The sequence below is a fragment of the Micromonospora parastrephiae genome (assembly GCF_016802865.1).
In the GTDB taxonomy this organism is placed as follows: domain Bacteria; phylum Actinomycetota; class Actinomycetes; order Mycobacteriales; family Micromonosporaceae; genus Micromonospora; species Micromonospora parastrephiae.
The window spans coordinates 1-23,631 of record NZ_JAEVHM010000087.1 but is presented as its reverse complement, the minus strand read 5'-3'; the positions used below and the strand labels follow the sequence as shown (position 1 = coordinate 23,631).

General features: G+C 71.6%; 16 protein-coding genes and 1 pseudogene. 10 read left to right on the top strand and 7 right to left on the bottom strand.

Translation table 11 applies throughout. The annotated features are described in order from the left end of the window. Positions 1-391: 391 nt before the first annotated feature. Entirely contained in the window at positions 392-2,212 is a 1,821-nt protein-coding gene (locus JNW91_RS18110) for a VanW family protein (protein ID WP_203176746.1), read from the bottom strand. A 183-nt stretch (positions 2,213-2,395) separates the two neighbouring features. On the opposite strand from JNW91_RS18110, the gene nudC reads away from it, so the two are divergent. After that, on the top strand, positions 2,396-3,313 hold the full coding sequence (nudC, locus tag JNW91_RS18105; RefSeq protein ID WP_203176743.1) for an NAD(+) diphosphatase: 918 nt from the start codon (positions 2,396-2,398) through the stop codon (positions 3,311-3,313). On the opposite strand, the gene JNW91_RS18100 is transcribed toward nudC, so the two are convergent. Beyond that, positions 3,210-4,490, bottom strand: coding sequence for an MATE family efflux transporter (locus JNW91_RS18100; protein WP_203176741.1), 1,281 nt, complete (start codon positions 4,488-4,490; stop codon positions 3,210-3,212). The two genes, nudC and JNW91_RS18100, sit on opposite strands and share 104 nt — an antisense overlap. Before the next feature lie 168 nt (positions 4,491-4,658). On the opposite strand from JNW91_RS18100, the gene JNW91_RS18095 reads away from it, so the two are divergent. The 5 genes from JNW91_RS18095 to JNW91_RS18075 are packed head-to-tail and all read left to right on the top strand — an operon-like array spanning position 4,659 to position 13,991. Next, positions 4,659-6,443 (top strand): hypothetical protein, encoded by a 1,785-nt coding sequence (locus tag JNW91_RS18095; RefSeq protein ID WP_203176739.1) that lies wholly within the window; start codon positions 4,659-4,661, stop codon positions 6,441-6,443. Beyond that, on the top strand, positions 6,440-6,601 hold the full coding sequence (locus tag JNW91_RS18090) for a hypothetical protein (RefSeq protein ID WP_203176737.1): 162 nt from the start codon (positions 6,440-6,442) through the stop codon (positions 6,599-6,601). The genes JNW91_RS18095 and JNW91_RS18090 overlap by 4 nt, the downstream gene beginning before the upstream one ends. A 30-nt stretch (positions 6,602-6,631) precedes the next feature. Further along, on the top strand, positions 6,632-7,441 hold the full coding sequence (locus JNW91_RS18085; protein WP_203176735.1) for a glycosyltransferase: 810 nt from the start codon (positions 6,632-6,634) through the stop codon (positions 7,439-7,441). Beyond that, positions 7,438-8,889, top strand: a complete 1,452-nt coding sequence (locus JNW91_RS18080; protein ID WP_203176733.1) for a glycosyltransferase family 4 protein — start codon at positions 7,438-7,440, stop codon at positions 8,887-8,889. Before JNW91_RS18085 ends, JNW91_RS18080 begins: the two co-directional genes overlap by 4 nt. Next, a complete protein-coding gene (locus JNW91_RS18075) occupies positions 8,883-13,991 on the top strand; it encodes an alpha-(1->3)-arabinofuranosyltransferase (protein WP_203176728.1) in 5,109 nt (1,702 codons plus the stop codon). The genes JNW91_RS18080 and JNW91_RS18075 overlap by 7 nt, the downstream gene beginning before the upstream one ends. A 1-nt stretch (position 13,992) precedes the next feature. On the opposite strand, the pseudogene JNW91_RS33960 reads toward JNW91_RS18075, so the two are convergent. Next, positions 13,993-14,352 (bottom strand): annotated as a pseudogene (locus JNW91_RS33960) (acyltransferase family protein); the annotation flags it as partial. A gap of 276 nt (positions 14,353-14,628) precedes the next feature. On the opposite strand from JNW91_RS33960, the gene JNW91_RS18070 reads away from it, so the two are divergent. Beyond that, the gene (locus JNW91_RS18070) at positions 14,629-15,672 is read left to right on the top strand and encodes a DUF3068 domain-containing protein (RefSeq protein WP_203176726.1); all 1,044 of its coding nucleotides are present in this window, start codon (positions 14,629-14,631) and stop codon (positions 15,670-15,672) included. A gap of 104 nt (positions 15,673-15,776) precedes the next feature. On the opposite strand, the gene JNW91_RS18065 is transcribed toward JNW91_RS18070, so the two are convergent. Further along, positions 15,777-16,511, bottom strand: a complete 735-nt coding sequence (locus JNW91_RS18065) for a class I SAM-dependent methyltransferase (RefSeq protein WP_203176724.1) — start codon at positions 16,509-16,511, stop codon at positions 15,777-15,779. A 414-nt stretch (positions 16,512-16,925) separates the two neighbouring features. On the opposite strand from JNW91_RS18065, the gene JNW91_RS18060 reads away from it, so the two are divergent. Both JNW91_RS18060 and JNW91_RS18055 read left to right on the top strand, forming a co-directional pair. Further along, on the top strand, positions 16,926-17,549 hold the full coding sequence (locus tag JNW91_RS18060) for a DUF6230 family protein (RefSeq protein ID WP_203176722.1): 624 nt from the start codon (positions 16,926-16,928) through the stop codon (positions 17,547-17,549). 75 nt (positions 17,550-17,624) lie between these two features. Continuing rightward, complete coding sequence (locus JNW91_RS18055; protein ID WP_203176720.1) at positions 17,625-19,073, top strand: DUF6114 domain-containing protein; 1,449 nt, start codon at positions 17,625-17,627, stop codon at positions 19,071-19,073. Positions 19,074-19,141: 68 nt separating this feature from the next. On the opposite strand, the gene JNW91_RS18050 is transcribed toward JNW91_RS18055, so the two are convergent. Further along, positions 19,142-20,812, bottom strand: coding sequence for a DUF885 domain-containing protein (locus JNW91_RS18050; RefSeq protein ID WP_203176718.1), 1,671 nt, complete (start codon positions 20,810-20,812; stop codon positions 19,142-19,144). Between the two features lie 118 nt (positions 20,813-20,930). On the opposite strand from JNW91_RS18050, the gene JNW91_RS18045 reads away from it, so the two are divergent. Further along, complete coding sequence (locus JNW91_RS18045) at positions 20,931-21,911, top strand: DMT family transporter (protein WP_203176716.1); 981 nt, start codon at positions 20,931-20,933, stop codon at positions 21,909-21,911. Between the two features lie 18 nt (positions 21,912-21,929). Here the strand turns inward: JNW91_RS18045 and JNW91_RS18040 are convergent, their stop codons facing one another. Further along, positions 21,930-23,000 carry a PHP domain-containing protein gene (locus JNW91_RS18040; protein WP_203176714.1) on the bottom strand — a complete coding sequence of 357 codons (1,071 nt, stop codon included), beginning with the start codon at positions 22,998-23,000 and terminating at the stop codon, positions 21,930-21,932. Positions 23,001-23,029: 29 nt separating this feature from the next. Continuing rightward, on the bottom strand, positions 23,030-23,631 hold a 602-nt coding region (locus JNW91_RS18035; protein WP_203176712.1), incomplete at its 5' end, for a M23 family metallopeptidase.

Sequence of the window (23,631 nt, the reverse complement as noted above, 5' to 3'; positions counted from 1 at the left end):
AGCGCCGATGGTACTGCACTCGCGAGGGTGTGGGAGAGTAGGACACCGCCGGACAATCATTCCAGAACGTCACCCTCACGGGTGACCCGTTCTGCGTTTTCCCGCATGGTCCACTCCATATCCGCGACCTGGGGCGATCCGATTCTTCGGCAACCCCCACATCGGCGACATGAAGTCGATCAGACCGTCCGGTCGTGTCCGTACGGCGCGGCATCGGTGGCGAGGTCACGGGGTCCGTTCGAGGAGATGGGGTAGCCCGCCGGAAACCGGTTCCGGGCCGAGCCGGGTGCGGGAAGCACGAACGGTGCCGACGCCTCCGCAGGCAGGGTGGCAAGCGCGGTGGGCAGGACGTCGACGTTGGTGAGCCGGCCGCGGAGCGGCGGTTCAGACCTCAGGACGGCTTGGGACCGCAGACGTAGCGGGGTTCCGCGTCGTAGCGCCAGGTGAACTTCTCCCGCTTGACCACCGCGCCGCCCTTCTTCATGACCCGGAAGGCGTCCTGGGTGAAGCCGTTGATGCCGTTGCTCGGAATGCACGTGGGACCGGGTTCGAGGTGGATGAGCTTCGGCGTGGTGATGTTGCGGCGCGGGCCGTACTCCGTCTTCACGCTGTCGTAGATCTTCGTGCTCCAGATCGACACGGTCACCGAACTCGACGTGTACGACGTGTCGATGAGCAGGCCGTACTCGGTGTTGTTGCGGAACTTGAAGTCCAGGTCCGGCCAGAAGATGGTCGACTCGATGACCGCCGGGTACCTGTCGAACCAGTACGAGTGCGGCTTGTGCTCGACGTCCTCCAGGCCCGCGTAGTAGGTGGCGTTGAACAACGTCGTGGTGAACTGCGAGGTTCCGCCGCCGACGCCCGGCACCAGCTTGCCGTCCAGGATCACCGGGGCGTCCCGGTAGCCCTGCGCGTATCCACGCTCGCCGGTGTGGCCGTTCAGCGAGAACGTCCTGCCCGGCAGGACGACGGTGCCGTCCACCTCCTTGGCGATGGTGGCGATGTTCTGGCTACGCGACGACGCCATGCCCCCGGTGAACCGGGTGGTGAACGTGGACACCCGCTCCTTGATACCCAGGCCGGCCAGCTTCTCGGCGGTCAGCTCCGGCGGCGTGGGCTTCAGCTCGCCGGTCACCTCGCGTCCCTCCGACTTTGGCAGCACCGCCAGCAGGTCCCGGCCCAGAGCGGCCGTGTCGAGCTGCTGACCGGCCCGACCGTCGGTGACCGTCGGCCGACCACCGGAGATGGTCATCGTGGCGTCCTTCGGTGGCACCTCGATGGCGTTCAGGTCGTCGCCGAGCGCGATGCGCAGCCGCTTGACGTCCACGGTCGGGGTCAGCTTGCCGGCCTTGTCGGCGGTGAACCGGAGGCTCTTCGCGATGGCGGCGGGCGGGACCTTCACCGAGCCCTTGTCGGTGCGCAGCGTGACCGGCGCGGCGACCGCCGGCTTCGCCAGTTCGGTGACCAGACGGTCCAGCTCCTCCTGGGTGGTCGCCGGGTGGTTCTCCACCAGCGGCACGGTGATCGGGGCGCCGGTCAGCCAGCCGGCGCGGACCGCGTCGGCGGAGCGCTGCGGGTCGAGGGCCAGCCCCGGCTTGGGCTGGACGACCTTCGGAGTGGTGCCCTGGTACGTGATCGCCGGCATCGTCATCCCGCGGGCCTCGTTGCCGAGTGCCTTGCCCAGCGCGGAGTCCAGGCGCTCGACGTCGACGGTGACCACCGGGTCGACGGTGCGGGAGCCGACCAGTCGACTCACCGGGTGGGCGTCGGCCTCGGCCGCCGCCGCGACGGTCGCGGGTACGTCGATGGCCAGCCCGACCTCAGCCGGGTTGATCTCGGTGGTGCGCTGCCCGACGGTGACCCGCAGCGGCGCGGCGAGGGTCGCGGCGCGCCGCTCCAGTTCCGCGCGCAGCGCCCGATCGGCGTCGGTGCGGCTCCGGCCGCCCAGTTCGGCGCCGAGCACGGTGGTGCCCCGGGGGACGTCTCCGGCGTACGCCCACGCGCCGGCGCCCGCCACGGCGGCGAACACGCCACCGGTGACGCCGGCGGCGAGCAGTATGCGCATCCGGCGTCCACGCCGTGGGCCGTCCTCGGGCCCGCCGGCGGCGGATGGCGTCACCGTCGCCGGTTCGTCGTCCGGCCAGGTGACCGCGGTGACCTGCACGGTGGGCCGGTCGTCGGCGGGTGGACGGTTTTCGCCGTACAGCGTCACTGCAACCTCGATCGCCAGGGTGCCGCAGGAGGTCCGCCCTCCGGGAGGACACCTACGGTAACGAATGCCCGGCCATCCCTGCGGGCTGCGGCCATCCGCGCGGCTGCGGCGTGTCGTCCCGGCGTGTCGCACCGGCTCGGGGGTGGTGCCGGCGGCGTTCCGGTGACCTGGCACGGTGACGGGGTGGGTACTGCGGAGCGGGTGTTGGCGTACGGCGGTGGTCGGTTGGACCGGGCAGGTGCGCTGCGCACCGATCCGACCCGGTTGGGCGCGCTCCTCGGTGAGCCGACCACCGTCGTCCTGCCGCTGTGGCGGGACCGTTGTCTCGTCGACGGGGACGGGCCGGTCCGGTTGACCGCCGAGCGGGCGTCGCTCGTCCGGTCCGCCGCCGGTGAGACCGTCTTCCTGGGCCTCGACGGCGACACCGCCGTGTTCGCCGTGGACCTCTCCGCGCTCGACGAGCGGTCCGCCGTCGAGATGGCCGGTGCGGTGAAGTCCGTCGACGTGCGGGCGCTGGTCGGTCGGCTCGACGCGGACGACGCGGCCGTCCAGGCGTACGCGCGGGGGTTGCTGCACTGGCATCGGCAGCAGCGGTACTGCGGCACCTGCGGTGCGCCGGCCGTCGTCGGCGGCGGCGGACACGTCCGGACGTGCACCGGCGGGGAGTGCGGGCGGCTGCTGTTCCCCCGCATCGAACCGGCGATCATCGTGTTGGTCGAGGCACCCGGCTCGCCGGGGCGCTGCCTGCTGGCCCGGCACGCCGGTGCGGCGGAGGACGCGTACTCGACGTTGGCCGGTTTCGTCGAGGTCGGCGAGAACCTGGAGGACGCGGTCCGCCGTGAGATGGCCGAGGAGGCCGGAATCACCGTCACCGACGTGACCTACCAGGGGTCGCAGGCGTGGCCGTTCCCCGCCGGCCTGATGGTGGGCTTCCGGGCCAGCGCCACGTCCGAGGAGGTCCGCGTCGACGGTGAGGAGCTGCTGGAGGCGCGCTGGTTCACCCGGGCCGAGCTGCGGCAGCGGGAGGCCGCCGGTCGTACGCTCGGCCGGGTCGACGCGATCGACCATCGCCTCCTGCACGACTGGCTCGCGGCAGGCTGAGCACCATCACCAGGGCGGTCGCCGCAGCGGTGGCGAGAGCACACCACATGATCCCCTGGAACGTGCGTGGCGCGGCGGCCATCGTCAGGGCGGCCAGAACACCCAGGGCCACCCAGAGCGGCGCGGAGGGCCACCGCGCCGCCGCCGCGATCTTGGCGTTGACAACTGCGAAGACCAGCGCGTAAAGCGCGCCGGTGGCGGCGAAGAACGGGGCGTACTCGCCCAGGGCCGCGTAGTCCTCGCCACCCACCAGGCGGAAAGCGAACCCGCCGGCCAGGGCCGAGGCGGCGACGAGCACGGCACCGCAGGCGGCGACGATCGCGAGCACGACGGTGCGAACGCGGCTGTCCCCGACGGCCAGGCGGGGCAGGGCGAGTACCACGATCACCTGAGGCGCCCAGAGCGCACCCTTGGTGAGAACGGTTCCGACGGCGTACGCCCCGGAGTCCGCGGGCGACAGCAGTTGGCGGGCGAAGATCAGGTCGGCATACGACACCGCGAGCATCGCCAGCGCGGCCGTACCGGCGCTCGTGACCTGCCGGATCCGCAGCGCGGCACCGGCAGTCTGGCCTAGACCTTCGGTGGCTCGCCGCGTCGGCCGGGCGATCCACGCCAGCACGGGCAGTACGAGGTACGAGGTGACCATGCCGGCCACGAGTGTGTCGACGACACCGGCGCCGAGGACGAGCGCGACGATCATGCCGCCGTAGCGCCCGACGGCGACCGCTCCCATCGCCCACGCGAGGCGGAGGAAGCGCTGCTCGCCCTGCAACTCGCCGAGCCACCGGGAGGCCACGACGACCGCGACGGTCGTGGCCGCGACCAGCGCCACGACTGCCAGCGACAGCCGGAGGGCGGTCATCATCAGCGGCGCTGCCACGGCGACGGCACCACCGGCGACGGCCGTGGTGACGAGGGTGACCCGGTTGGTCGGTGCACCGCGGTGGCGGGCCCGGTGCACGGCGACCGCCATCTGCAGGCCGACGCCCGCGACGCCGGCGATGGCGACGAGAGCCAGCACCGTGGCCAGCACGCTCAACTCCTCCACGGCCAGGTGCCGGGCACCGAGCATCGGGAGCAGGTAGGCCAGTCCGTTCGTCACCATCGCGGCGCCCGCCACCGCCGCGCCTGCCGCCCCCAGGCGGCCCGGCCCCGGCCCCGCCGTCGTCTCTGTCATCGCGCCTCATGTCGGTTGCGTCGAGGGAAACGAATTCGCCCGAGCCTCGCTTGTCGTCGCGGGTCGCTCGTCGACGTCGTCAGGGAAGCTACCGCCCGTACTCTCCCTGTGCCTAGAGTGCTGTCCGGAGCCCCTTCGCGACGTCGGGCCCGCTTCCCGTAAAGGTCTGTGGGGGTTCCTGTGCGCCGACCGTCACCGGAGTTTGGTCCGGCGCTGCTCCGGGCTGCCGTCGTACTCCGTCGCTGGTGGCCGGAGGTGGTGCTCGGCGTCGGTGTGGTCCTCGCGATCCTGGGCCCGGTGCTGCGCCGGGGCTACGTCCTCCGGTACGACCTGGTGTTCGTGCCTGATCCCCCGTTCGGCGCGATGGTCTGGGGCAGCGGCTCCGAGTTGCCGCGTGCCGTGCCCAGCGAACTGCTCGCGGTGGGCCTGTCCCAACTGATTCCCGCCGACCTGGCGGAGAAGGCGGTCCTCGCCGGTTGCCTGGCGCTGGCCGCGGTGGGTGCCGCCCGGCTGGCCCCCGTCAGCCATCCGGTGGCCCGGGTCGCGGCCGGGCTCGCCTACGTCTGGAACCCCTGGGTGTACGGGCGACTGCACCTCGGGCAGTGGGCGGTGATCGTCGGGTACGCCGCGCTGCCGTGGGCGTACGGCTGGGTGCTCGGGGTGTTGCGGCCGCCCGCCGGCGGCATCGGCCCGGGTCGACGTTCCGCCGTCGGCGGTGGGCTCGCGGTGGTACTGGGCGGCCCGGCGATGGTGTTGGCGGCGGTGTTCACCTGCGCTCCGGCGTTGGCTCTGGCGCGGCGCTGGCGGGCGATGGTCGCGGGTGCGGCGACACTGGCCGGCCTCACCGCCCCGTGGCTGTTGGCACTCACCAACCGCGGTGGTGCGCTCGATCTCGACGAGCGGGGTGTCGCGGCCTTCGCCGTCCGGGCGGACACGCCACTGGGGGTGCTCGGCAGTGTCGCCACGCTCGGCGGCATCTGGAGTCGTCATGCCGTCCCGGTGGGCCGTGATCAGTGGCCGGTCGCCCTGGTCGCGTTGGTGCTCGCCGCGGCGGCGATCTGGGGGTACGCGCTGACCCGCCGCCGTTGGCCGTCGGCCGCCTGGTGGGGGCTGCTCACCGGCGCGGTCCTCGGAACCGTGGTCGTCGTGGTCCCGGCCTGGCCGGTGGGTGCGCAGTGGATGGTCGCGCTGGTCGAGCACGTTCCCCTGGCCGGCGCTGTCCGGGACGGCACCCGGCTGCTCGCCCCGCTGGCGCTGGTGCAGGCGGTGGGTCTCGGAATGCTGGTGGAGTCGCTCGCGACGTCGGGTGCCCGGGCGTTGGCGCCGGTGGTGATGGTCGCGCCGGTGTTGCTGCTGCCGGGCCTGGCGTGGGGTCTGACGGGTCAGCTCCACACGGTGCGGTATCCCGCCGAGTGGTCGGCGGTGCGCGCCGAGGTCAACCGTGATCGGGTCGGGGGCAGCCTGGTATCGCTGCCCTGGTCGTCGTTCCGGGCCTACCGGTGGGCGGGCAACGTGCCCGTGCTCGATCCGGCGTCGCGGGCGTTCCGTCGACCGGTGGTCGGGGACCAGGACGTACTGGTGGGCCGGGACCGGATTCGGGGGGAGAGCCGCGACGCCAACCGGGTGGCGGCGGCGCTGGCGGCGCCCGGCGATCCGGCGCCGGCCCTGCGTCGGCTCGGGGTCCGGTACGTGCTCATCCAGACCGATCAACCCGGTGGCGCCGAGGTCGAGGGTCGCTTCGTGGGCGCCGAGCTGGTTCGGCGGGACCCGACGCTGACGCTGTTACGCCTGCCTGGTGCCGGTTCTCCCGGATCGACGGGGAGTGTTGGCATTGTTCCCGTGCTGGGCTATTCGGTACTCGGGGCCACCCTGTTGATCACCCTTTTGCACCCAGCGATGCGGCGTCGACGCATGTTACTGTGCGGTCACTTTTGTCGAAGGGACCATCAATGAAGGCATCCTTCAATCCCCTCCTGATCGCGGTCGTCGCCGCGGCGGTGGGTGCCGTGCTGGGAATCGTGGCCGTCTCGATCGGAACGTCCACCATCACCAGCACCAACACCAAGCCCGCCAACGTGGAACAGCCCATCATCGTGTACGGCGAGCGCTGACGGCGCTTCATGGAGGTCCCACCTCCTGACGTGTCGTCAGATGCGGTCGTACTCGACGTCGTGGTGCCCGCGTTCAACGAGGCACTCCGGCTTCCTGACACTCTGATCCTGCTCCGGGCGGCGTTGGCCGACCTCGGTGTGCCCTGTCGGGTGACCGTGGTGGACAACGCCAGCACCGACCGGACCAGCGCGGTGGTGACGGGTGCGCCGTCCGGCCCGGTGCCCGTCCGACTGCTCTGGTGCGGCGAACCGGGCAAGGGTTTCGCGGTGCGAACCGGTGTGCTGGCGAGCGACGCGCGCTACGTCGGGTTCTGTGACGCGGACCTGGCCACCGCGCCGCACGCTCTCGGGCAGGTGCTCAATCTCCTGGTCGAGGGCGCCGACGCGGTGGTCGGTTCGCGGGCGCACCCCGAGTCGGTGGTCGAGGAGCGGCACAGCCTGCTGCGGCGGTGGGGTGCGGTGGCGTTCCGGGGCACGGTCCGGCAGGTGGTGCGCACCGTGGGTGAGACGCAGTGCGGGTTCAAGTTCTTCCGCATTGACGTCGCGCGGCGGGCGTTCGCCCCACTTCGGTGTGGCGGGTTCGCGTTCGATGTGGAGGTGCTGGGCCGCGCCGAGCGGTCCGGCGCCCGGTTGGTGGAGATCCCGGTCAGGTGGGTGGACGTGCCCGGCTCGCGCTTCTCTCCGGTCCGACACGGCTGGCAGAGTTTCGTGGACGTCGCGAAGATCCGTTGGCGGCTGCGTCGCGCCGATGTCGCCCCTGTGGCGCCGATGCCGGTCGTCACCCTGCCGGTCACCGCGGACGTCAGCGGCGGCGCCGCCACCATTGGTCTGCGGCCGTGAGCGTCCGATCGTCCCGGGCCGCCGCGGCTCCCACCATCGACGGCGTGGTCGCGGGCCGCCGGATCGCGGTGCTCAACTGGAAGGACCCCTGGCATCCGGACGCCGGGGGTGCTGAGGTCTACGCCTGGCAGATCGCCCGTGACATGGTGGCCGACGGCGCTGCGGTCACTTTCGTCACCGCCCGCCCGGACGGTCAGCGTGGCGACGAGACCCGGGACGGCATCCGCATCGTCCGGCTCGGTGGCCGGTGGAGCGTCTACCCCCGGGTGCTGGGTTGGCTGGCGCGACGTCGGCGTCAGTTCGACGTTGTCGTGGACTGCCAGAACGGCATCCCCTTCTTCAGCCCGGCGGTCCTGCCGGCGGCCGTACCGGTGATCTGCGTGATCCACCACGTGCACGACCGCCAGTTCCGGCTGTACTTCGGCCCGCTCGTTGGTCGCTTCGGTGCGTGGTTGGAGGGGCCTGTCGCCCGCCGGGTCTACCGCCGTGGCGTGACCCTCGCCGTCTCACCCTCGACGGCTGTGGCCGTGCGGGACCGGCTCCGCTGGGCCGGTCCGGTGGTCGTGGTGCCCAACGGCGCTGACGCGTCGGTGCCGCCGGCCGTCGACGTCGGTGCCCGCGACGCGCGGCCCCGCATCGTCTGTGTCGGCCGGGTGACCCGCCACAAACGGGTCGACCTGGTGCTCGACGCCGTCGACCAGCTCCGCGCGGAACGGCCCGACCTGCGCCTGGACATCGTCGGTGGTGGGCCGGACGTGGCGACCATCCGCCGGCAGGTCGACGAACGTGGGCTGACCGACGTGGTCACGGTGCACGGCCACCTGCCCTCCGGCGCACGGGACGCGCTGCTGGAATCCGCGTGGTTGCACGTCTCCGGCTCTTGGGGTGAGGGCTGGGGTCTCGTGGTGGTCGAGGCCGCTGCCGCCGGGCTGCCCACGGTCGCCTTCGACGTGGACGGGCTTCGCGACGCCGTGCGACCGGGCCGGACCGGATGGCTGGTCAGCGAGGGCGCCAGCCCCGCGCGTGGTCTGGCCGAGGGTCTCGGCCGCGCGTTGGACGTCCTCGCGGTGCCGGCCGAGGCCGATCGGATGGCGAGCGAGTGTCGACAATGGAGCGCCGCGTTCCGTTGGGCTGACACCGGCCGGCGGGTCCGCGCGGTCCTCGGGGACCTGCTCACGTCGCGCGCGGTGCCGTGGGCGGCGGGCAACGCGTCCTTCCTGGTCCGGACGGACCAGCCGGAGAGCCTCCTCGCCCGGGTGTCCCCGCTCCTCCCGCACACTCGACACGTCGCGATCGACCAGCACGGTCTGTGGATCCTGGTGCCTGGCGCCGATCCGTCGGCGGTCCGGCAGGTGCTGGTGGGGGCAGGCGTCGAAGCTGACGACATCGGCGAGCGCGATGCCAGCCCCGACGAACTGCTCACCGGAGCTCCGGTACGGCAGTGTTGACCGACTGGTCCACCGCTCGCCGCATCCCCGGCGTACCGTCCGCCACGGTGACCCTGGCGGTGTGGCGCCTGCGTGAGCTGCTGGTCTGCCTCGCGCTGATCGGGCTCTGCGTCACCCAGGAACCCGGGCTCATCGTGCCCGACACCAAACTGGACATGGCCCTGGACCCGGGCGGGTTCCTCGCCCGGGCGGCCCACCTGTGGACCTCGGACTGGCAGTTCGGCACCCTCCAGAACCAGGCCGTCGGCTATTTCTTCCCAATGGGGCCGTTCTTCCTGCTCGGTGAGGCGGTGGGGCTGCCGGCCTGGCTCGTCCAACGGCTCTGGATGGCGGCCCTGCTCTGTGTGGCCCTCACCGGGGTGGTGCGCCTTGCCCGCGCCCTCGACCTGGGTGGCCCGGCGTCGCGCCTGGTGGCCGGCGCGGTGTTCGCGCTCTCGCCGCGAGCCCTCTCCCTGGTCGGCACCGTCTCGCTGGAGCTGCTGCCGTACTGCGTCGCCCCGTGGGTGCTGCTGCCCCTGGTCAAGGGGGCGGCAGGTGGCTCGTTGCGGCGGGCGGCCGCGCTCAGCGGACTGGCGGTGGTCTGCATGGGCGGAGCGAACGGAGCGGCCGCCGCGTGCGCCGTACTACCGGCGTTCCTCTTCATCGTGACGCGCGCGCCCGGCAGGCGACGGATCCGCCTGCTGGCCTGGTGGACTGTGGCGATGGTCGCGGCCACCTTCTGGTGGCTGGTGCCGCTGCTGCTCCTACAGCGTTACGGGTTCCCGTTCCTGCCGTACACCGAGAGCGCGGCGGTCACGACGAGCGTGACGTCGCTCCCGTCGGCTGTGCGCGGCGCCACCCAATGGGTGGGTTACCTGGCCGTCGACGGGGTGCCCTGGTGGCGTTCCGGATGGGCGCTGGTCACGACGCCCTGGATGATCGTCCTCACCGGCCTGATCGCCTGCGTCGGCCTGGCCGGGCTGGCCCGTCGGGATCTGCCGGAGCGGCGGTTCCTGGCCATCGGCGCCCTGGTCGGGTTGCTGACCCTGACGGCGGGAAACCTGTCGGACGGGGGCGCCGCCTTCGCCTCGACCGTGCGGGAGGCATTGGACGGCCCACTCGCGGCGCTGCGTAACCTGCACAAGTTCGACGTCGTACTTCGGCTGCCGCTGGCTCTGGCGACCGCACACATGCTGGACACCGCCGGCCGGATCGCCGTCATCCGTCGATACACGCGACCTACCAACATGGCGCCCCGGCGGGTGGCGCTCGGTGTCACCGCCGTCGCGCTCCTCGCGGTCAGCGGCGGTGCGGCGAACGCCGGCCTCCCGGCGGGCGGTGGATTCTGGGCAGTGCCCCAGCACTGGCGGCAGGCGACCGAGTGGCTCGACCAGCGTGCCGGCCCGGGCACCACGCTGCTGGTTCCCGGCTCCAACTTCGCCGAGTACAACTGGGGTCGCTCGTTGGACGAGCCAGTCCAGCCCCTGCTGGACGCGCCGTGGGCGGTACGGTCGCTGGTGCCGGCCGGATCGGCGGGCAACGCCCGGCTGCTCACCGCGATCGACGAACGGCTCGCCTCCGGCACCGTCTCTCCCGGGCTGACGGATGTGCTCGGGCGGCTTGGCGTGCGGTACCTCCTCGTCCGAAATGATCTTCGCCAGCCCGTCGGAGGCATCGCCTGGCCGGTGCTCGTGCACCGGACGCTGGACAGCGCCCCCGGGTTGTTCAGGGTCGCCGCGTTCGGCCCGAGCAGCGGCGTGAAGCCGGATCTCGATGGGGCCTGGGACTACGGGCTGCACGAGCCGTACCCGGCGGTGGAGATCTATCAGGTGGACCGGCCAACTCCCCGGGCCACGCTGGCCGACGCGGCGCAGCCACTCAGCCTGGTCGGCGCGCCGGAGACGCTGCTGGACCTCAGCGATGCCGGTGTGCTCGGCAACCAGCCGGTGATCCTCGACGGCGACGCGCCCGCGGCGGCCGGCGGGGGCACGGTGCTCGCCGACAGCCTCCGCAACCGGGAGGTCGACTTCGGCCTGGTCCGTGGCAACGTCTCACGGACGTTGACTCCGGAGGATCGACCCCGGACGGCGCGCGCGGTTCACGACATCCTCGACCCGGCGTGGCAGGCGTCCGTCACCTCGTCGGGATACAACGGGGTGGCCGACATCCGGGCGTCCTCCAGCGCGGCCGACGTCACCGGCCCGGCCGGGTTGCGCGACCCCTCCGCCACGCCGTTCGCGGCGATGGACGGCGACAGCGGCACATCGTGGCTGTCGGACGGTGCGCGCAAACCCGTGGGCCAGTGGGTGGAGGTCCGGTTCACCGACAGGATCCAGGCCGGGTCGGTGGAGTTGCAGGTGGCTGATTACGAGGTCGTGGGTGCGGCGGTCACCCGCGTGCGGATCAGCACCGCGGGCGGGTCGTACGTGCACCCGGTGGTGGATGCCGGGCGGGTGCCGGTGCGACTGGCGCTGCCCTCGGGGCGTACCAGCTGGCTGCGCGTGACCATCGACGGCGTCGCGGGCCACGACGTCGCGGGGCGCCGAGCGGGCATCCGGGAGCTACGCGTTCCCGGGGTGACCCCGCAGCGATACCTGCGGCTGCCGGCACTGCCCGACGCCACCTCCGCGCCGGCGGTTGTCGCGCTCGCCCGCAAGGCCGTGGACCGGTCGGCCTGCGCCGCGGCCGGCGACCACTACCTGTGTGCGCCCGACCTGATCCGGCAGGGTGAGGAGACGGGGCTGGTGCCCCGCCGCTTCGACCTGCCGGCCGCCGCCACCCCGCACCTCACCGGCCTGGCTCGCGCCACGCCGGCCACCGCGCTCGCCGTCTACGACGAGATGGTGGGCGGCCAGACCTTCACCACGTCGAGCTCCTGGTTCACCGACCCGGTCGCCTCGTCGAGATCGCTGGCTGACGGGGACGACGGCACGGCCTGGTGGGCGGATCCGGACGACCCGCAGCCGACGGTGAAGCTGCGGTTGTCCAAGGCCCGGAAGGTCAGCTCGGTCCGGCTGCGGTTCGCGTCGAGTCTCGTCGCCGCGCCGCCGAGGACGGTCCGAATCACCGGCGACAACGGTATTCGGGAGGTGACGGTCGACCCCGACGGCGTCGCCCGCTTCCCGGCCCTACGTACGCGCAGTCTCTTCGTGGCGGTGACCTCGACGGTGCCGCGGGTCAGCCGGTCGACGGCGTTGTTCGAGCCGCAGCCGCTCCCCGTCGGCCTGACCGGGGTGGACGTGGAGGGCGCGCCCGAGGTCAACCAGGCGCGCGACCTCGTCCGTACGGTGACGCTGCCCTGCGGCGCGGGGCCGACGATCGTGGTCAACGGGGCGACGGTGCCGACGACGGTCTCGGGCACGCTGCGGGACCTGCGGGATCTGCGGCCACTTCGGTATCGCGCATGCGTTCCCGACGCCAAACCGGCGGGCCGGGCCAAGACCTCCACGGCGGCGAACGATGACCGGGTTTCGCTGCGGGTCGGCCCGAACGAGGTCTCCGCTCCGCCGGACCGGTTCGTCGTCGACAGCGTGATCCTGACCGGTGAGGCACCGCAGCGACCCGTTGCGGTGGCGGGCGCCGAGCCGCCTCGCCAGGCCCTGACGGTGCTCGGCTGGGACGACCAGCACCGGTCGGTTGAGGTTGGCCCTGGCGGCAGTAGCTACCTGGTCGTCCCGGAGAACGCCAGCCCCGGCTGGCGGGCCACCCTCGACGGCGTCCCCCTCGTACCGACCCGCCTCGACGGGTGGAAACAGGCATGGTTCGTGCCGGCCGGTGCGGCCGGCCGCATCGAGTTGGTCTTCACGCCCGGAGAGCAGTACGGCCTCGTCCTGCGCATCGCCGGCGGTCTGCTGCTGCTGTTGATCGTCGCGGCGGTGCTCCCCGCGCGTCGCCACCGACCGGCGTACCCCGTGGTTCCGGCCACGATGCCGACCGCGCCGTTGCTCGCGGTGGGTGTGCCGGCGCTGCTCGGGGGCCTGCTCGGGCTCGGCTGCGCCGCCGTGGTCGTGGTGCTGCACCGGCGTCGGGTGCCGAACCCCACGTGGATCTGGGTGCCGGCGGCCGTGGGTCTCTTGGTCCACGGGACCGAGCGGTGGTGGCTGCCCCGCGTCGGCTCGGAACGGATCGGCGAGCTACTGGTCGCGCTTCCCGCCGGGCTTCTCCTCGTCGCGATCGCCGCTCTGGTGCTGCGTTTCCGCCGGGTCCGCGGAAGGTACGAGTCGCGCCGGGAGGCTCGGGTGTTCGGCCGGGCCCGACGACGCGGGCTGGAGCGCGGACACCGGCCTGGACGTCTCGACCAGGGCGCCGGGCGCGACGATCTCGGGCCGGGGTCGGTTGCCCCGCATCTCCAGAACCCGTCGCAGGTGCCGGGTCGGCCGCTCGATGACGTAGTAGCTGACCGTCGCGATCGGGATGGTGAGAGCCAGGGTGAGCGCGAGGAGCACCCAGAACGAGCTGTGCATCCGGGTGAACCCGAGCAGGCGGAAGCAGACCTCGAGGGCGAGGAGGTGCCAGAGGAAGATGCCGTAGGAGATTCGACCGAGGAACCTGACCACCGGCAGGCCGAGGAACGCACGTGGCACCCCGCCCGAACCCGGGCCGACGAGGGGGGCGATCACGCACCAGGCGACCAGCAGGAACACCAGGTGTTCGATGATCGCTTCGATCGGCTTGGCCGGCTCGACCCCGCGCGGCCGGCGATCGGGGTGCTGGCGATCCACAGCAGCGCGCCGGCGATGAGCCACGACGTTCCCGGGGCGAACGTGAAGACGCGAAGCCCGCGCGGCGTGGCGGACCACAGGTCCTCGTCGCCTCGCCCGGTTCCGTTCTCGGCCAGGCTCGGCAGGAACGGGGACGAGGCCGTGCTGGGGGGCCACGAGGCGAGCACGGCCAGCATGATTCCGATGCCGAACCAGTCCAGAAGGGCGGGCAGCCAGAGCACCGCGAGCCCCGGTAGTGGCGAGTCGGGGCCGTGCGCGTACGTATTCCAGGCAAGGCCGGCGAGGACGAGTACGGCGCCGAGTGCCAGTTGGCGTCGGCTCGCCCGAGCGGGGTACGGCCGCCCATCCGGCGACCGAGCATCGCTATCACCGGCAGCGCCAGGTAGAAGGTCGCCTCCGTAGCCAGGCTCCAGGTCTGCTCCATACCGACCGGCAGTCGCAATGGCTCATAAATCTGTGCCAACAGGAAGGGGATTGCCCAGTCCCAAAGTGACTTGAGGTAATCGGCGTTGAGCCACGTCAGTGCGACAATCGCCATTGCCCAGTACCCGGGCAAAATGCGCAGCGCACGATGCCAGAGGTATCTCCGAACTGGCGGTCGTGGCTGCATATGAATGGCGGCCAGCGCGAAAGGCCGGTAGAGGAGGAAGCCGGAGAGGGCGAAGAAAAGTGCGACGCCCACATCCAGCCTGGCCAGCAGACCTCCAAGGCGGGCGAACGAGTTGGTCAGTCCGCTCAGAAAGGAGACGTGGTGGACGACCACCCCGAGCACCGCGAGGGCGCGGAGCCCTTCCAATGCGGGAAACCAGCCATCCGAGCGGACGTTATTAGGCGCGGACGGGCCCGCCTGTCCGCTGATCGACTCGGGCCTGACGGGTCGGCTCACAGTTCCTCAACATCCCATTTGATGTGGCAGCCGGACGGCTGCGGCCCACCGGAGTTGGTACGTCTCTCAGAGGTCGCGTCGGACCATATCCGAAATCGGTCGCGTCATGTACTGTCAGCCGACTAGTCGAGTCTTTACAAGGGGAGGAGTTACATGCGACCTACGTCGGGTGCCATCTTGGTGGCGGCGGGTGCGTTCCTGATCGTCGGGGCCGTGGCGACGCCGCTGACCGTCGCGCCCGCTCTCGTCAAGGTGCCCCTGGATCAGAGTTCGGTGACGGTTTCGAAGGCCCAGAACGCGACCGTCTTCGACTTCAGCACCCTCTCGGAGCGAAGTGGCGTCAACCTCACAGCCCACCGCGCGGTCCGGGGCGATGTCGAGGCTGGCAACAGCGACCGGGCGGTCTTCAACGTCGGCGTCCGGGTGATCGACGACGCGGCCAAGAAGGAGATCACGGTCAACACGGACCGGGTTGCCCTCGACCGGCGGACCGCGGAGGCGGTGGCCTGCTGCGCCGAGGACATCAACGGCGCGCCCTCCAAGCACGAGGGTCTGACCTACACCTTCCCGTTCGGCACGGAGAAGAAGACCTACCAGTACTTCGACAACACCGCTCGGAAGGCGTACCCCGCCAAGTACGTGAGCACCGAGAAGCTGCAGGGGCTGACCGTCTACAAGTTCGAGATGACAGCCGAGCCGGTCAAGATCAAGGAGATCGAGGTCCCGGGTAAGTTGGTCGGCTCGACGGAGCCCACGGTGAGCGCCGGCCTCTTCTACACCAACATCCGTACCTTGTGGGTGGAGCCGGACAGCGGCGTCATCGTCCAGGGCCAGGAGAAGCAGGCGCAGACCCTCCGTGACGCGACCGGCGCGGACAAGGTCAAGATGATCGACGCCACCCTCGCCTTCACCGAGGACACCCAGAAGCAGCAGGCCAAGGCTGCCAAGGACGCGCGCAACCAGATCAACCTGCTCACCAAGGTGGTGCCGATCGCGCTCGGTCTCCTCGGCCTCGCCCTGGTGCTGCTCGGTCTGTTCATCATCATCCGCGCCACTCGCCGCAGGCCCGACGCGACGCCGGTGGACACCGGCGAGCGCCCGACGACCGACCTGCCGTCACAGGCGTCTACGGAGCCGGCCGAGGAGTCCACCGTTCCGGCCGCCGGGCGTCATGCTGCGGAGCGCAGCGAACCGTAACGACCCCGCCACCGCACCACAACGCACCGACCTGAGCGGGCCGGCCGATCCACGGATCGCGGCCGCTCAGGTGTCAGCTCACCCGGGATGGTCCTGCGGGTCGGCTACCCCCGCCGCACCGCGTATCGGGTGCACACCCAGTCCTCGGTGTACGGCAGATCGGGCCGCTGCCCGACGATGGTTCCGCCGTGCGCGGTCACCAAACGCACCATGTCGGAGTGCGGGACGGCGGTCATGCTCATCGGTGCCGGGTAGTTGAGCAACCGGCGCTGCGCCCAGCTGATCAGGCGAAACGGCGCGACCTGCCAGATGAGGCCCTTCGCCGTACGTGCCGGCTCGGTCGGCAGCCCCACGACGGCGATGCCGCCGGGCCGCAGGACGCGCAGGAACTCGGCCAGGTAGCGGTCGATGGCGGAACGGGGCAGGTGCTGCAACACCAGGGCGCTGTAGACCAGGTCGAAGTGGCCGTCGGGGAACTGGCTCAGGTCCGGTGCGTCGTTGAGGACGAAGCGGATGTTCCCGGCGCTCCGGTCCAGGTGTCGCGCGGTCTCGAGCATGGAAGGGGCGATGTCCACACCGACGACCTGGTCGGCGTGCGGGGCGAGCGCCTGCGACAGCCGCCCGGCACCGCAGCCGAAGTCCAGCACCCGCTCCCACCGCGTGGGTAGCCCGAGTTGGCCCAGCCAGCCGGCCGTCTCCTCGACGTCGGCGCGGCCGGTGGCCAGGAACTCGTCGACGTCCCACCGCCCGCCGCGTTTGCCGGGTTGAACGAGTACGGCCCAGAGCGGATCTTCGGTGCCCAGCTTGGTCCAGTCGCGCCGCACGTCGTTCAGATTCACGCCGAAACCCTAGGGCATCCGGGCGTCGACCGGGATCGACCGGTTCCGCGCTCGCACGGATGATCGGACGGGGACGGCGATCCGAACGGGTCGCTGTGATCTGCGTACTTTACATTCGTTACTTGATTGTAATTGGTCAATGCCTCGTCACCCTCCGTTGCGCGCCTCGCGGTTTACGCGAGACCTGCCCCGTTATTTCGCGTATGTCCGTACGGGAGGGTTGAGCGTTCCGTGACGGCACCCTGCCCCTCGGTCAGCCTTGTGTTACCGCGCGGTACGCCAGGGGTTGTGGGCTGCGCCGCAACGGGTGCACCATCAAGCTCGGTCGTTACCCGCCGGTAACAGATGGCGGGCCCGGTGCGGGGCCGCCAGTGCGGGACCGGCAACCCGCCCGCATCCACTGAGGAGGAAGCCGTGCAGGAGCCGTTGGACAATCAGGGCCGTACCCGGTGGCGGCGGTTCGCCGCCATGATGGTGCCCGCCACGGCGGCCGCCGGCGCCATCCTGTTCGGTATGTCGACCGGCGCGATCGCGTCCGACATCACGGTCTCCGGACAGACCTTCAAGATCGGCGCCGACCGCCTGGAGGGCGACGGCTTCAAGCAGTACGGCGGCATCGTCCGGGAGAAAGGCAAGGACGGCAAGGCCGGTCAGGTCCACCCGGTCGCCCTCTCCGAGATCAGCAGCGCCGAGCTGTACAGCCTCTGCCAGTCCGTCCGCGCGGACCTGCCGGGCATGCCGGTGGTGCTGACCATCAACGCCGGTGAGGGCAAGGAGCCCGCCCGGGCCAAGGATCTGCTGATCGCGATGGATTCGCTGAACGGCAACGCGACCTTCACCAACATCAGGATCGGTCGGGACGCGACGGATCTGAACCCGACGGCGAAGGCGGGCTCGTTCGGTCAGAACTCCGACCACGTCACCATCACCAACCTCCAGCAGGTGTCCCGTTACACCACGGCGGCCACCTTCAACCTGGTCGGGCTGCGCCTGAAGGTCAACGTGGGGGACGACGCCAAGGGCAAGGAATGCTTCTGAGGTGAGTCGCGGCCCGCGGTGGTCGACCACCGCGGGCGGTCCGTGTCCCCGTCCCCGCTCCGCCAGGAGGAGTACGTGACAACCGCGAACCCGTCCCACGCCCGGCCCGGCGGTCCGGCCCAGGCGTGGCGGAGCTTCCGCCGCTGGCAGCGGAGTCGCCCGTTCTGGGGTGGCCTTCTCACCGCCCTGGCCGGGGTGGAGATGTTCGCCTCCACCCGGATGACGCTCAACGGCCTGAGCTTCCACAGCGGAGCGACCGGCCTGCTCTCACTGCTGATTCCGGTCATCCTGGTGACCTGCGGCGTGCTGCTCTGGTTCACCCCGGCGCAGCGACTGTTCTATTCGATCGTCGCGGCGGTCACCACGGTGTACTCGCTGATCGGGCTCAACCTCGGTGGCTTCTTCATCGGCCTGCTGCTCGGCATGGTCGGCAGCGCGCTCGCCTTCGCCTGGACGCCGACCCGCCCGGCCCCGCCCGCCCCGGTCCAGGCCGACGCGTCGACCCAGGAACAGCCGCTCCCCGAGGAGGCCGTCCCCGAGCAGGCCGTCCCCGAGCAGTCCGTTCCCGAGCAGTCCGTTCCCGAGAAGGAGTTGGCCGACGCCAGCCCGCCGCCCGAGCGGCCGGGGCGTACGGCTGATCCGCGGACGTTCGGCATCACCCTGGTGGTGCTCGGCCTCGCCGCCGCCGGCCTGGCCACCCAGCCCGCGGCGGTGCAGGCCGCGCCGAACCGCCCCACCACGACCACCTGCCCCACCCCGTCCCGGACCGTCACCCCGTCGCCCAGCCGCAGCGCGGCCGCGCCGACCCCGACGCCGAGCCCGGGGCGGGGCGGCAACGTGATCACCGACATCCTGGACGGGATCGGTGACCTGCTCACCGGTGGAGGTCGTAAGCAGAGCGCGACGCCGTCGGCGAGCCCGACCGTCCAGCCGAGCGGCACGCCGACGGCCCGCCCCGGACCCGTCACCTGCCCGTCGTCACCCCCGGGTAAGCCGGGCAAACCGGGTGAGCCGGGTGAGCCAGGTGAGCCGGGGGCACCCGACAAGCCGGGCACGGTGGAGCCCGGCAAACCGCTGCCGCGCATCGCCGCCGACCCGAGCCTGCCGAGGGTGGCGCAGAGGCCGTCCAAGCTCACCGGGTCCTCGGTCAAGATGACCGCTCTGCGGTTCGACGGGATCACCGACCTGCACACCGCGAAGGGCGACCTCAAGGTGCTGAAGTTCAGCATGCGCGAGGCGGTGACCGAGGACTTCCTCCTGGTCGCCGACGGCCCCGAGGGCCGCACCCAGCGGTACGCGACGGACCGGCTGACCGTCAGCGGTGACGTGGCCTTCTACGCCACCCGCTTCGTCGGCAAGCTGCTCGGCATCAAGATCACTCTGACTCCGGACCTGCCGTTGCCGGACGGGATCCCGGTCGCCTCACCCATCCCGATCACGTTCACCGACCCGGTCATCGACCTGGCGTACGTCACCAGCAACACGCTGACCGCCCGGCCGGCGCTGGCGCTGACCCTCGGCTGAGCAGCGCAGCGGCATCGACGGCCCCGGCGCCGACAGATGAACCGCCGGCGCCGAGGACCATCGGTGGCTCAGAGTCGGGCCAGCGCCCGGCGCAGCGGGTCGAGGCCCAACGCTCCCAGGTCCAACGCCTGCCGGTGGAACTCCCGCAGGTCGAAGTCCGCGCCCTTGCGAGCCTTGGCGTCCTCGCGGGCCTGGAGCCAGATCCGCTCTCCGACCTTGTACGACGGCGCCTGCCCCGGCCAGCCCAGGTAGCGGTTCAGCTCGAAGCGCAGGTTCTCGTCCGGCACCCGGCAGTGCGCGCGCATGAACTCCCAGCCCAGCTCCGGCGTCCACCGCTCACCCGGGTGGAAGCCGAACGGGTTGTCCTTCGGGATCTCCAGCTCCAGGTGCATGCCGATGTCGACGATCACCCGGGCGGCGCGCATCGCCTGGCCGTCGAGCATGCCCAGCTTGTCGCCCGGGTCCTCCAGGTAACCCAGCTCGTCCATCAACCGCTCCGAGTAGAGCGCCCAGCCCTCGCCGTGCCCGGACACCCAGCAGAGCAGCCGCTGCCAGCGGTTGAGCAGGTCGGCCCGGACGGCGGTCTGCGCCACCTGAAGGTGGTGACCCGGCACGCCCTCGTGGTAGACGGTGGTCACCTCCCGCCAGGTGGAGAAGTCGGAGATGCCCTGCGGCACCGCCCACCACATCCGGCCCGGGCGGGAGAAGTCCTCGCTCGGCCCCGTGTAGTAGATGGCACCGTCGCTGGTCGGGGCGAGGCAGCACTCGATGCGGCGTACCTGCTCCGGAATGTCGAAGTGGGTGCCGTGCAGCTCGGCGATCGCCTTGTCGGCGAGGGCCTGCATCCAGTCGCGGAACGCCTCCTTGCCCTGGATTGTCCGCGCCGGGTCGGCGTCCAGCTTGGCCACCGCCTCGTCGACGCTGGCGCCCGAGCCGGCGATGCGCCCGGCGACGACCCGCATCTCCGCCTCGAGGCGGGCCAGCTCAGCGAAGCCCCAGGCGTACGTCTCGTCCAGGTCGACCTTGGCGCCGAGGAAGTACTGCGACGCGAGTTCGTAGCGTTCCCGGCCGGCGGCCTGCTTGTCCCGGCCGTGCGGGGCCAGTTCGGTACGCAGGAACTGGCCGAACTCGGCGGTCGCCGCGGTCGCCGCCGCCGCGCCCCGACGCAGGTCCGCGCCGAGCGTGCCGTCCGCGCCCAGCCGTTCGACCAGCCCGTGGAAGAAGTTGTCCCCGGTCGGGTCGGTCCAGATGTCGCACTGCTTGGCGACCTCGATCAGCTGCACCTTCGAGGTGACCTTGCCGGCGGCGAGCGCCTCGCGCAGGGTGGTCTTGTAGCCCTCCAGCGCGCCGGCGAGGCCGTTGAGCCGGGCGGCGATGTTGGCCTGCGCGTCGGCCGTGGCGGTCGGCATCAGGTCGAACACCATGCGGACCTCGTGCAGCCCGCTCTCGATCACGCTGATCTCGCTCGTCGTCTCACCGGCGTCGTACCGGGCCAGGTCGAGGCCGAGCCGTTCCTGCATGGCCTCCTTGGCAGTGCGTTCCGCCTCGGTGTCCGGCTCGGTCACCTCCAGCTCGGCGAGGGTCCGGCGGGTCAGGTCGGCGCGTGCCCGGTAGCCCTCGGGCGAGAGGTCGTCGAGCTGGTCGTCATGGCCGGCGATGCCGACATAGGTCGCGCCGGTGGGGCTCAACGGCGCCCACTCGGCCACGTAGCGGTTGGCGAGTTCATCAATTCGTCCCACGGTGCGACACTACGTGACCAGCCCGCCCTGGTGTCGACGACGTTTGTCGTGTTCAAGCAGCGGATGTCACGCAGAAAGTCACGGGACTTTGTCGCACCCCTGGGGCAGAGTGTCAGGGGTGACGACCGATACCGCTCCTGACAAGGCACCGCTGCGCGCCTGGCTGCCGGGCTTCCTCGCCCTCGCCGCGATCTGGGGTTCCAGCTTCCTCTTCATCAAGATCGGGGTGGCCGAGCTGCACCCGGTCCAGCTCACCCTCTACCGCGTCGTCGCCGGCGCGCTGACGCTGCTGGTCGTCCTCGCGGTGCTGCGCGACCGGCTGCCCCGCGAGCCCCGCGTGTGGGCGCACCTGGCCGTCGTGGCCGCGTTCGGCGTGGCCGTGCCGTTCACCCTCTTCGGTTACGGCGAGCAGCGGGTCGAGTCGATGCTGGCCGGCATCTGGAACGCGACCACTCCGCTGATCGTGCTGCCGCTGGCGGTGCTGGTCTTCCGCACCGAGCGGTTGACCGCGCGCCGCGCGGTCGGCCTCGGGCTGGGCTTCCTCGGGGTGCTCGTGGTGCTCGGGGTCTGGGAGGGCATCGGCGGAGCGCACTTCGTCGGGCAGTTGATGTGTTTCGGCGCGGCCGCCTGCTACGGCGTCGCCATCCCGTACCAGAAGCGGTTCGTCGCCGGCAGCGCGCACTCGGGCCTGTCGCTCTCCGCCGCGCAGCTGCTGCTCGCCGCCGGGCAACTGGCCATCGTCACCCCGTTCGTCGCGGGCGCGCCGCCGCTGCCCACCGAGCTGTCGCCGAAGGTGGTGGCCAGCGTCCTGACCCTCGGGGCGCTCGGCACCGGGCTCGCCTTCGTCATCAACATGCGCAACATCCGGGTGGCCGGTGCGAGCACCGCCTCCACCGTCACGTACCTGATTCCGATCTTCGCGGTGCTGATCGGGGCCGTGGTGCTCGACGAGCGGCTCAACTGGCACCAACCGGTCGGCGCGCTCATCGTGCTGCTGGGTGTCGCGGTCGCGCAGGGTGTGTTCGGCCGTCGGAAGCCCCGCCCGGTGGTCGGCGTCGGCGCGCCCGCCGCGCCCGCAGCCGAGCCCGCCCGCCGCTGAGACCCGCCGCGTTGCCGGTCAGGCCCGGTCGCGCGTCCACTCCACCAGCTGCTCCGCCGACCAGGTGTTGACCACCCGGTCGGCGGGGACGCCGCAGAGGGCGGCCCGCTCGCAGCCGAACCGCTGCCAGTCGAGCTGGCCGGGCGCGTGCGCGTCCGTGTTGATCGCGAACCGGCAGCCGGCCTCCAGGGCGCGGCGGATCAGCCGCTTCGGCGGGTCCTGCCGCTCCGGCCGAGAGTTGATCTCGACGGCGGTGTCGTGCTCCGCGCAGGCGGCGAAGACCGCGTCCGCGTCGAAGTCGCTCTCCGCGCGGGTCCGAGCACGGTGTCCCCGGTCGCCGGGACCGGTCACCCCCGCCGGGCGGGACGACACCATCCGGCCAGTGCAGTGCCCGAGGATGTCCAGGTGCGGGTTGGCGACCGCGGTCACCATCCGGCGGGTCATCCTCGCCCGCTTGTCCTTCAGGCCGCTGTGCACCGAGCCGACCACCACATCCAGCCGGGCCAGCAACTCCTCGTCCTGGTCGAGCGAACCGTCAGCGAGGATGTCCACCTCGATCCCGGTGAGGATCCGGAAACCCTCCGGCAGAGCCGCGTTGACCTGCGCCACGTGGTCGAGCTGTCGGCGCAGCCGGGCGGCCGTCAACCCCCGCGCCACCGTCAGCCGGGGCGAGTGGTCGGTCAACACCAGGTACTCGTGGCCCAACTCCACCGCGGCCAGCGCCATCTCCTCGATGGGCGAGCCGCCGTCGGACCAGTCCGAGTGGGTGTGACAGTCGCCGCGCAGGGCGGTGCGCAGGGCCGTCGCCTCGGCGCCCAGGTCGCTGCCCTCGGTCGCCACCAACCGGCGCAGGTAGACCGGTTCCTCACCGGCCAGCGACTCCGCCACGCACCGGGCCGTCACGTCACCCACACCGGTCAGCTCGGTGAGCGTGCCGTTGCCGGCCCGCTCGGCCACCTCGGCCGCCGGCAGGCCCGCCAACGCCGTCGCCGCCGAGCGGAACGCCCGGACCCGGTACGTGGCTTCGTTCGCCCGTTCCAGCAGGAACGCGATTCGGCGCAGGTCGGCGATGGGGTCCCGGGCCTTCATCTCACCGAACCTAGTCGCTGCGGGACCGGTCAGGGAGCCTTCGGGCAGCCGTGTTTGCGCTGCCACGCGCTGACCTCGGCGGCCGGTTCCCGATTGCCGCCGCGCCGCCACGAATCCAGGTAACGCGCCGGCCAGAGCACCCCGCGCCGGATCCACCAGCCGTCCTTGCCCGTACACGGCGGCGAGATGCCGAAGTGCACGTGGCAGACGTTGTTGGCGTTGCCGGTGCGGCCCACCTTGCCGAGCTGCTGTCCGGCGCGGACCCGCACCCCGGCGTCGATGCCGCTGGACACGACGCTGAGGTGCGAACCGTAGTAGCGCACCCCGTCGTCACCGAGCAGGGAGACCGACAGGCCGCCGTTCTCCGGGCCCTGCGGCCCCCGCTTGGAGTACCTGTCGACACGACTCACCTCCAGCACCGTCCCGTCGGTCACCGCGACGAACGGCTCACCACAGTCGGCGAAGAGGTCCGTGGCCGGATACGCCCCGTGCGTCGGGTGGTAGTCGACGTTGTCGGCGCGTACCGGGAAGACATGCCGCAGCCAGGCGCGGGGTGCGCTGGCCGACGGCGCGCCGGACGACGGCGCCGGGCGCGCCGGGCCGCTGGCCGTCGGTGTCGGCCGACGGCGCC